Below are 14298 nucleotides of genomic sequence, written 5' to 3'. Positions count from 1 at the left end.
GCGTCGGGTGTTCCCGGGGCTTGACGGCCCCCGGCGGGGGTCCTACTTTCCTCCCAAGCAGATAGGAAACTTTCCTAACAGTGCAGTGGGAGGGCCGGTCGCAGTGCGGCGCGACGACGCAGCACAATGGCCGGATCGGCGAGGTGAAGGGCGGGTGGGCGGCATGGGCGGGACCACTCCGGGGATTCCCGGGACTCCGCGGGTGCTGCGGGCCATGAACGATCGGGCCGCGCTCGATCTGCTGCTTGAGCACGGGACGCTGTCGCGGACCCGGATCGGGAAGCTGACCGGGCTCTCCAAGCCGACCGCCTCGCAGCTGCTGGCCCGCCTGGAGGCCGCCGGGCTCGTCGTCGCGACCGGGACCACCGCGGGGCGGCCGGGGCCCAGCGCGCAGCTGTACGCGCTCAACTCGCGGGCCGCGTACGCCGCCGGGCTCGACGTCAACCCGTACCGGATCCTCGCCGCCGTCGCCGACATCACCGGCGAGGTCGTCGGCGAGTACGAGCTGCCCACCCCCGGGCGCGATCGGCACGACGTCGTCCGGCAGGTCGGCGACGCGCTCGACGGCGCGATGAAGGCCGCCGGGGTCGGGCGCGACGAGGTGCGACGGCTCGTCATCGGGACGCCCGGGGCCTTCGACCCGGCCACCGGGCGGCTGCGGTACGCCTCCCATCTGCCCGGTTGGCACTCCCCCACCCTGCTGGAGGAACTCGCCGCGGCCCTGCCGATGCCGATCGAGTACGAGAACGACGTCAACCTCGTCGCGGTCGCCGAGCAGCGGCTCGGCGCGGCCCGCGGCCACGAGGACTTCGTCCTGCTCTGGAACCAGGAGGGCATGGGCGCCGCCCTCGTCCTCGGCGGCCGGCTGCACCGCGGGTTCACCGGCGGCGCCGGCGAGGTCGGTTTCCTGCCGGTGCCCGGCACCCCGCTCGTCCGCCACGTCACCAAGGCGAACAGCGGCGGCTTCCAGGAGCTGGCCGGCGTCCAGTCCGTGCCCCGGATCGCCCGCGCGATCGGCATCGACACCCCGGAGCAGCCGTACGTGCCCACCACCTCCGCGCTGCTCGCCCGCGCCGCCGAGCAGCACGCCACCGACCCCCGGTACGCGGAGCTGCTCGACCAGTACGCCGTCCGGCTCGCCACCGGACTGGCCTCCCTCGTCGCCGTTCTCGACCCGGGACTCGTCGTGCTCTCCGGCGAGGCCGTCGTCCCCGGCGGCGAACCCCTGCGCGCCCGCGTCCATGCCGAACTGACCGAGCTCGCCGCCTCGCGGCCCACGCTCGTCCTCGCCACAGTGCCCCGGCGGCCCGTCCTGCGCGGCGCGCTGGAGAGCGCCCTCGCCACCACCCGCGACGAAGTCTTCGACACCTCCCGATAGTCCAGCCCCAGCCCAAGCCCCCACCCCGCCAAGGGAGCCTTCGCCATGCCCGTACGCATGCCCGCACGCCCGCGCCGCGCACGCCGCACCGCGCTCACCCTCGCCGCCACCGCCTCCATGGCGCTGCTCGCCTCGGCCTGCACCGGCCAGTCCGGCGGCGCCGCGAGCGACGACCCGAACGCGAGGACGACCATCACCTTCTGGCACGGCTGGTCCGCCCCCTCGGAGGTGAAGGCGGTCAACGACAACGTCAAGCGGTTCGAGAAGGACCACCCGAACATCACGGTGAAGGTCGTCCCCAACATCACCGACGACAAGATCCAGCAGGGCCTGCGCGCCGGCGGCTCCAACGCGCCCGACGTGGTCTCCTCCTTCACCACCGACAACGTCGGCAAGTTCTGCTCCTCCGGGGCCTTCGCGGACCTGAAGCCCTTCCTGGACAAGTCGAAGATCGACCTCGCCAAGACCTTCGCCAAGTCCCGCCTCGACTACACCGAGTTCGACGGCAAGCGCTGCTCCCTCCCGCTGCTCGGCGACGCCTACGGCCTCTACTACAACAAGGACGCCTTCAAGGCCGCCGGCATCACCGAACCGCCCCGCACCTGGAGCGAGTTCGACAAGGTCGCCGAGAAGCTGACCAAGCCGAAGGGCGACTCGTACGAGCAGCTGGGCTTCATGCCCGTCTTCCACGGCTACGAGTCCACCCCCGGCCACCTCGTCGCCCAGTGGGGCCCCACGTACTTCGACGCCTCCGGCAAGTCGAGCGTCGCGAAGGACCCGGCCTTCGCGAACATGTTCACCTGGCAGAAGAACCTCGTGAAGAAGCTGGGCGGCTTCGCCAAGCTGGAGAGGTACCGCAACACCTTCGGTGACGAATGGGGCGCCAAACACCCCTTCCACACCGGCCAGGTCGCCATGCAGCTCGACGGCGAGTGGCGGCTCGGCATGGCCACGGACGCCAAGCTGCCCTTCGAGATAGGCGTGGCCCCGCTGCCCGTCGCCGACGACCAGGCCGCCGACCACGGCAAGGGCTACCTGTCCGGCACCATCGTCGGAATCGCCGCCACCAGCAAGAAGCAGAACGCGGCCTGGGAGCTGGTGAAATACATGACCACCGACACCGACGCGGTGGTGAACTTCGCCAACGAGCTGCGCAACGTGCCCTCCACCAACGAGGCCCTGTCCTCGCCGAAGCTGAAGCTCGACCCGCGGTTCAAGACGTTCCTCGACATCGCCCGGCACCCGAAGTCCAACACCACCCCGGCGTCCGTCAACGGCGGTGTCTACCAGGTGACCCTGCAGGAGTTCGGCTACCTCTACGAGTCCGGCAAGGAGCCCGACCTGAAGGCCGGCCTGGAACGGACCGCCGCACAGATCGACACGGACATCGAGAAGGCCAAGTAGCACCGCCATGACCACCCACACCCTGCGGTCGAAGCGCCGGCGCTCGGCCCTGCGGACCGCGGCCTTCATGTCGCCCTGGCTGGTGGGCTTCAGCGTCTTCTTCGCCTACCCGCTCGTGTCCACCGTGTACTTCTCCTTCATGGCGTACGACGGCTTCAAACCCCCGGTCTTCAACGGGCTCGAGAACTGGACCTACGTCTTCTCCGACTATCCGGCCTTCTGGCCCGCCATGCGCAACACGCTGTGGCTGGTCGTGGTCATGGTGGCCTGCCGGGTCGTCTTCGGCCTGGGCGTCGGACTGCTCATCACGAAGATCAAGACCGGCGCGGGCGTCTTCCGCACCCTGTTCTATCTGCCGTATCTCGCGCCGCCGGTCGCGGCCACGCTCGCCTTCGTCTTCCTGCTCAACCCCGGCACGGGCCCGGTCAACTCGATCCTCGCCGACCTCGGCATCCCCGCCCCCGGCTGGTTCATGGACCCGACCTGGTCCAAGCCCGCGCTGACCGCGCTCGCGGTCTGGGGCGTCGGCGACTTGATGGTGATCTTCATGGCCGCGCTGCTCGACGTGCCGAAGGAGCAGTACGAGGCGGCGGAGCTGGACGGAGCGTCGGCCTGGCAGCGGTTCCGCTACGTGACCCTGCCCAACATCTCCCCGATCGTGCTGTTCGCCGTGGTCACCGGGGTCATCCAGAGCATGCAGTACTACACCCAGCCCCTGGTGGCCGGGAAGGTCGCCTCCGGCGTCATCGGCAACAGCGGCCAGCAGTTCGAGCCGGGCTATCCGGAGCAGTCCACCCTGACCCTGCCCCAACTCGTCTACAACCTGGGCTTCCAGCGCTTCGACTACGGCTCGGCGTGCGTGCTCGCCCTCGTCCTGTTCGCCCTCGCGATGGCCTTCACCGCGCTGCTCATGCGGCGCCGCGGCGGCCTCGTCCAGGCAGGTGACTGACCGCCATGACCTACGTACTCGACAAGGCCCCGGCGCCGGCCACCGCCGCCGCCCGCACCGCCCGCCGCCAGGCGCTGCTCCACTGGATCGCCGTGCACGCGCTCGGCGTCGCGGCCGCGCTCTTCTTCGTGCTGCCCTTCGTGTTCGTGATCCTGACCTCGCTGATGAGCGACCAGCAGGCGCTCACCCGCGACCTGGTCCCGGACACCTGGGAGTGGGGCAACTACGCCCGGGTCCTGGACACTCCGGGCTTCCTGACCTGGTGGCGCAACACCCTGCTGTACGCCGGTCTGGGCACCGTCCTGACCGTGCTGTCGTCCGTCCCGGTGGCCTACGCGCTCGCCAAGTTCCGCTTCCGCGGGCAGCGGCTCGCGCTGATGCTGGTCATCTCGATGATGATGCTGCCGCCACAGGTGATCATCATTCCGATGTACCTGTTCTGGGCGAAGCAGATGGACCTGTCCGGGACACTGTGGCCGCTGATCATCCCGATGGCCTTCGGCGACGCGTTCTCCATCTTCCTGCTGCGGCAGTTCCTGCTGACCATCCCGAACGAGTACATCGAGGCGGCCCGGATCGACGGCTGCGGCGAGTTCCGCACGCTGCTGAAGGTCGTGCTGCCGATGGCGAAGCCCGGCATCGCCGCCGTCGCGCTCTTCCAGTTCTTCTGGGCCTGGAACGACTACTTCGGGCCGCAGATCTACGCCTCCGAGAACCCGGCCGCCTGGACCCTGAGCTACGGCCTGGAGTCCTTCAAGGGCGCGCACCACACCGACTGGAATCTGACCATGGCCGCGACCGTGCTGGTCATGGCCCCTGTGATCCTCGTGTTCTTCTTCGCCCAGAAGGCGTTCGTCGAGGGAGTCACACTGACCGGAGTGAAGGGCTGATCAACGCTATGAAGCTGGCTGTCGTGGGGGGCGGCTCCACCTACACCCCCGAACTGATCGACGGATTCGCGCGGCTGCGCGACACCCTGCCCATCACCGAACTCGTCCTCGTCGACCCGGCCGCCGAGCGGCTCGACCTCGTCGGCGGGCTCGCCCGGCGGATCTTCGCCAAGCAGGGCCACGACGGACGGATCGTCACTGCCTCCGACCTCGACGCAGGCGTCGACGGCGCGGACGCCGTGCTGCTCCAGCTCCGGGTGGGCGGGCAGGCGGCCCGCGAGCAGGACGAGACCTGGCCGCTGGAGTGCGGCTGCGTCGGGCAGGAGACCACCGGCGCGGGCGGCCTCGCCAAGGCGCTGCGCACCGTGCCGGTCGTCCTGGACATCGCCGAGCGGGTCCGGCGGGCCAACCCGAACGCGTGGATCATCGACTTCACCAACCCGGTCGGGATCGTCACCCGCGCACTGCTGCAGGCCGGGCACAGGGCCGTCGGCCTGTGCAACGTCGCCATCGGCTTCCAGCGGAAGTTCGCGCGGCTGCTCGACGTCGCGCCGGGCGAGATCCATCTCGACCACGTCGGGCTGAACCACCTGACCTGGGAGACCGCGGTACGGCTCGGCGGGCCGGAGGGCGAGGACGTCCTGCCCCGGCTGCTCGCCGAGCACGGCGAGGCCGTCGCCGCGGACCTGAGGATGCCGCGGAAGCTGGTGGACCGGCTCGGCGTCGTCCCCTCGTACTACCTGCGCTACTTCTACCTGCACGACGAGGTCGTACGGGAGCTGGGCCGCAAGCCGTCCCGGGCGGCGGAGGTCGCGGCGATGGAGCGGGAGCTGCTCGCGATGTACGGGGACCCGGCGCTCGACGAGAAGCCGGCGCTGCTCGCCAAGCGGGGCGGGGCGTTCTACTCGGAGGCGGCCGTGGACCTGGCCGCTTCGCTGTTGGGAAACAGCAGCGGGCCCGCAGGGCCCTGCGTTGAGGGTGGTGGTGGGCCACTGGCGGGCGGGGGCTCGCCCTACCAGGTGGTGAACACCTACAACAACGGCACGCTGCCGTTCCTGCCGGACGACGCCGTGATCGAGGTGCAGGCCGCGGTCGGCGCGAAGGGCGCGACGCCGCTGCCGGTCCCGCCGCTGGACCCGCTGTACGCGGGGCTGGTCGCACAGGTCGCCTCGTACGAGGACCTGGCCCTCGACGCGGCGCTGCGCGGCGGCCGGGAGCGGGTGTTCAGGGCGCTGCTCGCGCACCCGCTGGTGGGGCAGTACGAGTCCGCCGAGGGGCTCACCGACCGGCTGATCGCGCACAACCGGGAGCACCTGGCGTGGGCGTGAGCGGGGCGGGGACGAGGGCGGCCGTGCTGGCGATCGACGCCGGCAACAGCAAGACCGACGTGGCGCTGATCGGCGCGGACGGGTCGGTGCTCGGGACCGGGCGCGGCGGGGGCTTCCAGCCGCCCGTGGTGGGGGTCGAGGCGGCCTTGGACGTGCTGGGCGCGGCGGTCGCCGCCGCGGCCGGCGAGGCCCGACTCGACCGCGCGCCGTACGCCGCGCATGTCGCGGCCTGCCTGGCCAACGCCGATCTGCCGGTCGAGGAGGCGGAGTTGACGGCCGCGCTCGAACGGCGCGGCTGGGCGGGCACGACGGAGGTGCGCAACGACACGTTCGCGATCCTGCGGGCCGGGGTGGACGAGCCGCGCGGCGTGGCCGTGGTGTGCGGGGCCGGGATCAACTGCGTGGGCATGCTGCCGGACGGCCGGACCGCCCGGTTCCCGGCGATCGGCCGGATCTCAGGGGACTGGGGCGGCGGGGGCGGCCTGGCCGAAGAGGCGATGTGGTTCGCCGCGCGCGCGGAGGACGGGCGGGGCGAGCCCACCGAGCTGGCGCGGGCGCTGCCCGCGCACTTCGGGCTGCCGACGATGTACGCGCTGATCGAGGCGCTGCACCTGGGCCGGATCCCGGGCGGGCGGCGGCATGAACTGACCCCGGTGCTGTTCGCGGTGGCGGCGGCGGGCGACGCGGTCGCCCGGGCCCTGGTCCACCGGCTCGCGGACGAGGTGGTGGCGCTGTCGACCGTCGCGCTCGGCCGCCTCGATCTGCTCGACGAGGAGGCCCCGGTGGTCCTGGGCGGCAGCGTACTGGCGGCCCGCCACCCCGACCTCGACGGGCGGATCGCCGAACTCCTTGCCGTGAAGGCCCCGAAGGCCGAGGTACGGGTGGTCTCCGCCCCACCGGTGCTGGGCGCGGCGCTGCTCGGGCTCGACCGGGTGGGCGCGGCCGCGGGGGCGGCGGCGCGGCTGCGGGAGTTGTACGCGGCGGGGTAGGGGGAGCGGCTGCCGGCGCGGCGAAGTGCGCGCCTTCGTTCGGCCCTTCCGGGCCGGGCGGGGGCGCGTTCCGTTCTTCGTGCGCCGGGTGGGGAACCTAATCCGGCCGTGCGACGTGTTCACTATGGGGCGTCTCACGTGCGGACGGGTCGTTTGTCGGGCCTGGTTGGGGCGGGGGTGGATGGTGCTACGGGTGGGGGCGTGGGGCACGATAGGAACAAGATCGAGTCAATCCCGGTGTGCGTATCGGCCGCTGCGGCCATACTGCTGGCCGGGTAGTCGTCCCCCGAACCTACGGGAGGACGGTCCGACGTCGGCGACCGAGGGGGAGGTCACGTGACATACCCGCCGAACGCGCATACCGCGCCGGCGCCTGGCCTTGGGCAGCCCCAGCCGCCCGGGCCCGGGACGATGGTGCTCGGCACCGTGCCCGCGCAGCCGTCGGCCGCGCCGCCCGGCATGCCGCCCGAGGGGCCGCACCGCCCGAGCGGGGTCTGGGCCGAGGGCCGGGACCGGCTGCGTCGCGCGGCCACCACCGAGCCGGGCCGGCTGCAGATCATCGGGGCCGTCCTGGCCGTGCTCGTCGTCGCTTTCGGCGCCGTCACCGCCTTCGAGATCTCCGACCGCGCCTCCTCCGCGGACGATGTGGTGAGCCGCAGCCAGCCGCTGAGCGCGGACGCCGCGAGCATCTACCGGTCGCTGGCCGACGCCGACACCGCCGCCGCGAGCGGCTTCCTCGCCGGCGCGCAGGAGCCCGCCGACGTGCACAAGCGCTACACGGACGACATCGCCACCGCCTCCCGCCTGCTGGTCAAGGCCGCGGCGAACACCGAGGGCTCGGTGGAGTCGACCCGCGAGATCACCGCGCTGAGCGAGCAACTCCCCCGCTACACCGGCCTGATAGAGCGCGCCCGCGCGGCCAACCGTCAGGGCCTGCCGCTCGGCGGGGCCTACCTGCGGTACGCCAACCAGCAGATGACCACCGAGCTGCTGCCCGCCGCCGAGCGGCTGTACGCGGCGGAGACGGCCCGGCTGCACGCCGACGACGAGGAGGCGCGGGCCCTTCCGTACGTCTCGCTCATACTCGGCCTGGTCGCGCTGGCCGCCCTCGCCGCCGCGCAGCGCCGCAACTACCTGCGCACCAACCGGGTGTTGAACCACGGCCTGCTCGCGGCGACGGCCGCGTCCGTGGTCGTCCTGCTGTGGCTGGTCGCGGGGCACACCGTCGCCCGGGCCGAGCTGAACAACGCCAGGGAGCACGGCCAGAGCTCGCTGCAGGTCCTCACCTCGGCCCGGATCAACTCCCTGAAGGCGCGCGCCAACGAAAACCTGACCCTGGTCGCCCGGGGCGCGGTCCTCACCGACGACGGCAAGAACGACAAGTACGAGACCGAGCACACCGCGGGCATGGAGGCGCTGACCATCGCGCTCGCCGAGGCCCGCGAGCTCGCCGACGACGACGCCGGGCGCGACCCGGTGGCGCAGGCGGCGGACCGGGTCGCGGAGTGGAAGGAGCGCCACGCCGGGGCGCGGGCGACGGACAACGCCGGCGACTACGAGGGCGCGCTGACCCGGGTGATCGGCGCGAAGGACTCCACGGGTCAGTCGTTCGACCAGGTCGACGCGCTGCTGAAGCGGGCGCTCGACCACGAGCAGACGGAGTTCACCCGGTCCGCCTCGGACGGCCGGGGCGCGCTCACCGCTCTCCCCCTCGGCGCGGGCGTGCTGGCCGTGCTGGGCGCGGTGGGGGCCATCATGGGCATCAACCGCAGACTGTCGGAGTACCGGTGAGAGGGGGAGAGATGACGGACGTCACGGAGCGCGGGCGGCGGGCGGCTGCCCGGATCGCCGGCCGGCTCAGGGGCTGGGGCGGCGTCGGCGCGATGGCCGTCGCGTGCGGCGCGACCGCAGTGCTCACCCTCGGCCCGCTGGCGCACTCCGGCACGGCCCCGAGCCCGGCCGGCGTGACCGGCCCGGGCGTGGGCACCGGCGTGCAGGTGAAGGCCGAGGCCGCCTGCCAGGACCCTGAGGCCTCGCTCACCCCCTCCACCGCCGACGGGCCCGCCGTCGCCGCGATCAAGGAGCGCGGCCGGCTGGTCGTGGGCGTCGACCAGAGCAGCTACCGCTGGGGCTACCGCAACCCGACGACCCGCACCCTGGAGGGCTTCGACATCGATCTGGCCCGGGCCATCGCCAAGGACCTCCTGGGCAGCGAGGACAAGATCATCTTCCGGGCCATCCCGACCAACCAGCGGATCGCCGCCCTGGAGGGCGGCAAGGTGGACCTCGTGGTCCGCACGATGACGATCAACTGCAAGCGGATCCAGCAGGTCGCCTTCTCCACCGCCTACTTCCAGGCCGGGCAGCAGGTGCTCGCCGCCAAGGACTCGGCGATCACGGGGTACGACACCTCCCTCACCGGCAAGCGGGTCTGCACGGCCGAGGGCTCCACCGCCTACGAGGCCCTGGAGCAGAACTCGTTCGGGGCGCTGTACAAGGACGAGGGCGACGGCGGCAAGGCCGACAAGGACCTGCTGACCGTGCCCAACCAACTGGACTGCCTGGCCCGGCTGCAGATGGGCGAGGTGGACGCGGTGGTCACCGACAACGCGCTGGCCGCCGGGCAGGCCGCGCAGGACCCGGCGGTCGAGCTCAAGGGCAAGCCGTTCACGACCGAGTACTACGGGGTGGCCGCCAAGCTCGGCAACGACGACCTGGTGCGCCGGGTCAACCAGGTGCTCGTCCAGTACCGGCAGGGCGCGTGGTCGACGGCGTACGAGAAGTGGCTGAAGGCGGACCTGCCCGGGATCGCCGGGCCGCCGGCGCCGAAGTACAAGAGCGGCTGACCAGGCGTCCGCGGCGGACGGCGGGGCGCGAGACAGGTGACGGCAGCAAGAGCGGAGAGGTGATCGATGGGCGTCGCGGGACCTCCTGGTCCGGTGATGGACCGGGACGAGGTGGACCGTGCGCTGGCGCGGCTCGGCGCGGAGCACAAGGCGATCGAGGACTCGCTCCTCGCGCTCCAGGACCACGCCGGCCGACGCCTGTTGGAGGGTGCGCGGCTGACCGGGACGACCCAGGACCGGTGGACTTCCACCGAGCGGACGATCACCCTGCTCTGGACGTACTTCGACGCGTACACCGCCGCGCTGCACGAGTCGCGCGAGCTGCGGTCCCGACGGCGTTGGCCCGGGCGGGACGAGCTGGTGGAGCTGACCGAGCGGCTGCGCGGCGACAGCGTGCTGATCGGCGGCGGGGCCGTGCTCAGCGAACGGTTCACGCTGGAAGGCCTGGTGGACCGGATGAACGAGCTGTACGCCGGTTCGCTGGACGTGATCGTCACCGCCGACGCGGTCTGGTCCGCGCTGCCCGCGCGGATAGACCTGCTCGCCGCCGAACTGGGCCGCACCCGCTCGCTGGCGCACTCCGTCGGCGTGCGCCCCGGGGAGCACCCGGCCGGCGACGAGCTGGAGGCGATCACCGCCGAGCTGACCGAGCTGCGCGAGCAGGTCGTCTGCGACCCGCTGGCCTTCTGGCGGCCCGCGGCGGGCAGTTCCGCGCCGGGCGGCGGGCGGCCGGACACGGTGAGGTACGACCACGCGGCCCGCGCCCTGGAGGACGTCCGCCGGGAGATCGAGGCGGTCCTCGCCGTGCGCCAGGACTCCGAGGAGCGGCTGCTGCGGCTGCGGGACCTGCTGTCGCGGGCGGACCGGACGCTGGCCGAGGCGCGCTCCGCGCGCGGCGAGGTGCTCGCGAAGATCGCCGCCTCCGAGGTGCCGGCGGTCAGCGGACCGCCGACCGTCCTCCAGGAGCGGCTGGCCACGGCGGCTGAGTACCGCAGGCACGCGCAGTGGCACCGGCTGTCGCCGCTCCTCGAGTCCCTGGAGGAGGAGGCGGAGGACGAACTGCTGCGGGCCCGCGAGTCGTTGACGGCGGTGACCGCGCCGCTCGCGGTCCGCGCGGAACTGCGCGGCCGCCTGGACGCGTACAAGGCGAAGGTGGCCCGGCACGGGTGGGCGGAGGACCCGGTGCTGGTCGAGCGGTACGACGCGGCCCGCCGCATGCTGTGGAGCGCCCCTTGCGACCTCCGTGTCGCCGAACAGGCGGTGCTCCGCTACCAACAGGCAGCGGCCGAGGCCCTGTCGGGCCCGAGTGACGCAAGGGGGACACGGTGAGCGCGGCGGAGAACAGCCAGGGAGGCCAGGTGCCGGACACAAGCGGCGGCAGGGCGCCGACCTCGGCCGGGGCGACCTGTCAGCGGCCGGGCTGTGAGGGCGCGTACGAGGACATGGGCGGCGGCGGGCTGTACTGCGACACCTGCGGGCTCGCCCCGGTGCTGCCGCCCGGCGGCAGCACGTCCACGTCGAGCACGCCCGCCTCGGGCACGTCCGCCTCAGGCACGGCCACGTCTGGCGCCACCGGTTCCGGCGTCGTGGGCGGGCCGTACAGCCAGGTCACCAACCAGGCCGCGCCCCGCGGCGCTTCGGTGCAGCCCGCCGGGGCGACCTGCCAGCGGCCGGCCTGCGAGGGCGCGTACGAGGACATGGGCGGCGGCGAGCTGTACTGCGACACCTGCGGGCTCGCCCCGGTACTGCCGCCCGGCGGGCTCCTGCAGTCCCCGGCGACGGGCGTGGCCGTCCCCGGCAAGGGCTCGGGCCGCAGCGCGTCGAGCGGCTCGGGCGCCTCGTCCCGGAGTTCGGCGCGAGGTTCCGCGCCCTCCTCGCGCTCGTCGCGCTCCTCGACGTCCCGTCGCTCCGTCTCCGGCCGGCTCTCCCGCTCGCTCTCCGGCGCGAGCACGGCCCGGTCCGTGTCCGTGCGCAGCTCCGGCTCGACCGCCGGCCAGTCCGGCCGCAACCGGCTCGGCGCGGGCCTGGTCACGATCCCCGAGGTGCCGCGCCCCGACCCGCGGTCGGCGGTGATGGCGAACCCCGAGGTGCCGGAACGGAAGCGATTCTGCTCGCGCTCCGACTGCGGCGCGCCGGTGGGCCGCGCGCGCGGCGACCGGCCGGGCCGCACGGAGGGCTTCTGCACCAAGTGCGGGCACCCGTACTCCTTCGTGCCCAAGCTCCGCGCCGGCGACATCGTGCGCGGCCAGTACGAGGTGGCGGGCTGCCTCGCGCACGGCGGCCTCGGCTGGATCTACCTCGCCGTGGACCGCGCGGTCTCCGACCGTTGGGTGGTGCTCAAGGGCCTGCTCGACACCGGCGACCAGGACGCGATGGCCGCGGCGATCTCCGAGCGGCGCTTCCTCGCCGAGATCGAGCACTCCAACATCGTCCGGATCTACAACTTCGTCGAGCACCTCGACCAGCGCACCGGCTCGCTGGACGGCTACATCGTCATGGAGTACGTCGGCGGCAAGTCGCTCAAGGAGATCGCCAACGCCCGCCGCGGCGGGGACGGCCGGCGCGATCCGCTGCCGGTCGAGCAGGCCTGCGCGTACGGGATCGAGGCGCTGGAGGCGCTCGGCCATCTGCACAGCCGCAACCTGCTGTACTGCGACTTCAAGGTCGACAACGCGATCCAGACCGAGGACCAGCTCAAGCTCATCGACATGGGCGCGGTCCGGCGCATGGACGACGACGAATCGGCGATCTACGGCACGGTCGGCTACCAGGCCCCGGAGGTCGCCGAGGTCGGGCCGTCGGTGGCGAGCGACCTGTACACCGTGGCGCGCACGCTCGCGGTGCTGACCTTCGACTTCCAGGGGTACACGAACGTCTTCGCGGACTCGCTGCCGAACCCCGACAACATCGCGGTGTTCCGGACGTACGAGTCGTTCTACCGCTTCCTGGTGCGGGCGACCGACCCCGACCCGGCGCGCCGGTTCGCCTCCGCGCAGGAGATGGCGGAGCAGCTGACCGGCGTGCTGCGGGAGGTCGTGGCGCTGCAGTCCGGCCGGCCGCGGCCGGCGCTGTCGACGCTGTTCGGCACGGAACCACGGGTCACGGACACGGAGTTGTTCGCGGAGTCGACCGGGGACGTGTCGGCGCTCGGGGCGCGGGGCGTGCCGACGGGGCCGGCCGGGCTGTTCGGCGGCCGCAGAGCGAAGGCCGCGCCGCCGCCGGCCGTCGCGGGGCCGTTCCTCGCCGCGCTCGACGCGCGGGCCACGTCGCTGGCGCTGCCGGTGCCCCGGGTCGACCCGGGCGATCCCAACGCGGGTTTCCTGGCCGGCCTGATGGCCGCCGCCCCCGCCGAGCTGATCACCGCCCTGGCCGCGGCCCCCGCGCCCTCCCTGGAGCTGCGGCTGCGCGAGCTGCGGGCCCGGCTGGAGATGGGCGAACTCGGCTCGGCCGGGCAGGCGCTGGCGACGCTGGAGGAGCAGCACCCGGACGACTGGCGGGTGGTCTGGTACCGCGGCGTCGTCGCCCTCGCGACCCGCGACGACGAGAACGCGGCGCTCTCCTTCGACGCGGTGTACGACGCCTTCCCCGGCGAGCCGGCCCCGAAGCTGGCGCTCGCGGTCTGCGCGGAGGTGCTGGGCCAGCTGGACAACGCGGCGGAGTACTACCGCCTGGTGTGGGCGACGGACCCCTCGTACGTCAGCGCCGCGTTCGGGCTCGCCCGGGTGCAGTTGGCGGCCGGGGACCGGGGCGGCGCGGTGCGGACGCTGGAGTCCGTGCCGGAGGCGTCGATCCACTACACGGCGGCCCGGGTCGCGGCGGTACGGGCCCGGCTGCGCCGGCGCGCGGCGCACGACCCGCTCGCCGGCGATCTCACGGCGGCCGCGGCGCAGGTCTCGGCGCTTCAGAACTTCGGTCTCGACGCGGTGCGCCGGGAGCGGTTGTCGACGGAGGTCCTCGGCACTGCGCTGGACTGGGTACTCTCCGGTAGTCCCGGGGCGACGCCCGGCCGGACGCTGCTGCTCGGCAGCGAACTGGACGAGCGTGGGCTGCGCTTCGGGCTTGAACGCTCGTACCGGGTGCTCGCCCGGCTCGCTCAGCGCGGCGAGGAGAGGATCGAACTGGTGGAGCGGGCGAACCGCCTCCGCCCCCGGACGTGGGTGTGATGATGGACCTGAACCCCCAGCACGAACTCTCCGCCTGCCCCGGCTGCGCGGAGCCGCTGGAGTCGGGTGATCGTTTCTGCGGCGCATGCGGCTACGCGCTGACGGCGGCCCCGGAGCCCTCCGAGGACCGCCCCACGGTGGTCCTCGGCCCCCAGCCGGAAGAAGCCGACCCGGTGGGCTGGCCTGCCCCGGCGCCCCGCACCCCCGCCGGCCTCACCACCCCGACCCAACACCCGGGCGACCTCCCGGCGACGGACTCGGGCGGCGGTACGGCGACGGCGGGCGTGGCGGGCGGTACGGCGACGTCTGCGGCGGGCATGGCGGCGGCGGGCGCGCAGTCGCCGGCCGCCG

The 14298-nt window shown here is 73.1% G+C and carries 10 protein-coding genes and 1 pseudogene; all 11 read left to right on the top strand.

All coding sequences use genetic code 11. The features are described from left to right. Nucleotides 1–163 precede the first annotated feature (163 nt). Nucleotides 164–1378, top strand: a complete 1215-nt coding sequence (locus tag VIU94_RS02230; protein WP_331906910.1) for an ROK family transcriptional regulator — start codon at nt 164–166, stop codon at nt 1376–1378. A 117-nt stretch (nt 1379–1495) separates the two neighbouring features. Continuing rightward, the gene (locus tag VIU94_RS02225) at nt 1496–2782 is read left to right on the top strand and encodes an ABC transporter substrate-binding protein (RefSeq protein WP_414720870.1); all 1287 of its coding nucleotides are present in this window, start codon (nt 1496–1498) and stop codon (nt 2780–2782) included. A 7-nt stretch (nt 2783–2789) separates the two neighbouring features. Next, on the top strand, nt 2790–3731 hold the full coding sequence (locus VIU94_RS02220; protein ID WP_331906906.1) for a carbohydrate ABC transporter permease: 942 nt from the start codon (nt 2790–2792) through the stop codon (nt 3729–3731). Nucleotides 3732–3736: 5 nt separating this feature from the next. Further along, nucleotides 3737–4621: a carbohydrate ABC transporter permease gene (locus VIU94_RS02215; protein WP_331906904.1), complete on the top strand. Its 885-nt coding sequence runs from the start codon at nt 3737–3739 to the stop codon at nt 4619–4621. An 8-nt stretch (nt 4622–4629) separates the two neighbouring features. Further along, entirely contained in the window at nt 4630–5949 is a 1320-nt protein-coding gene (locus VIU94_RS02210) for a 6-phospho-beta-glucosidase (RefSeq protein WP_331906902.1), read from the top strand. Next, complete coding sequence (locus VIU94_RS02205; protein ID WP_331906900.1) at nt 5940–6938, top strand: N-acetylglucosamine kinase; 999 nt, start codon at nt 5940–5942, stop codon at nt 6936–6938. The genes VIU94_RS02210 and VIU94_RS02205 overlap by 10 nt, the downstream gene beginning before the upstream one ends. A gap of 459 nt (nt 6939–7397) precedes the next feature. Next, nucleotides 7398–8729 carry a GlnX family signal transduction membrane protein gene (locus tag VIU94_RS02200; protein WP_331906914.1) on the top strand — a complete coding sequence of 444 codons (1332 nt, stop codon included), beginning with the start codon at nt 7398–7400 and terminating at the stop codon, nt 8727–8729. An 11-nt stretch (nt 8730–8740) separates the two neighbouring features. Further along, the gene (locus VIU94_RS02195; protein WP_331906898.1) at nt 8741–9784 is read left to right on the top strand and encodes a glutamate ABC transporter substrate-binding protein; all 1044 of its coding nucleotides are present in this window, start codon (nt 8741–8743) and stop codon (nt 9782–9784) included. Between the two features lie 66 nt (nt 9785–9850). Continuing rightward, complete coding sequence (locus VIU94_RS02190) at nt 9851–11113, top strand: hypothetical protein (protein WP_331906896.1); 1263 nt, start codon at nt 9851–9853, stop codon at nt 11111–11113. A 113-nt stretch (nt 11114–11226) separates the two neighbouring features. Then, on the top strand, nt 11227–13947 hold the full coding sequence (locus tag VIU94_RS02185; RefSeq protein WP_414720869.1) for a serine/threonine-protein kinase: 2721 nt from the start codon (nt 11227–11229) through the stop codon (nt 13945–13947). Nucleotides 13948–13949: 2 nt separating this feature from the next. After that, a pseudogene (locus VIU94_RS02180) lies at nt 13950–14298 on the top strand (serine/threonine-protein phosphatase); the annotation flags it as partial.

It is taken from the genome of Streptomyces sp. (assembly GCF_036566765.1).
GTDB lineage: Bacteria > Actinomycetota > Actinomycetes > Streptomycetales > Streptomycetaceae > Streptomyces.
The sequence above is the reverse complement of the archived record's forward strand: the minus strand, read 5'-3'. Positions and strand labels throughout refer to the sequence as shown.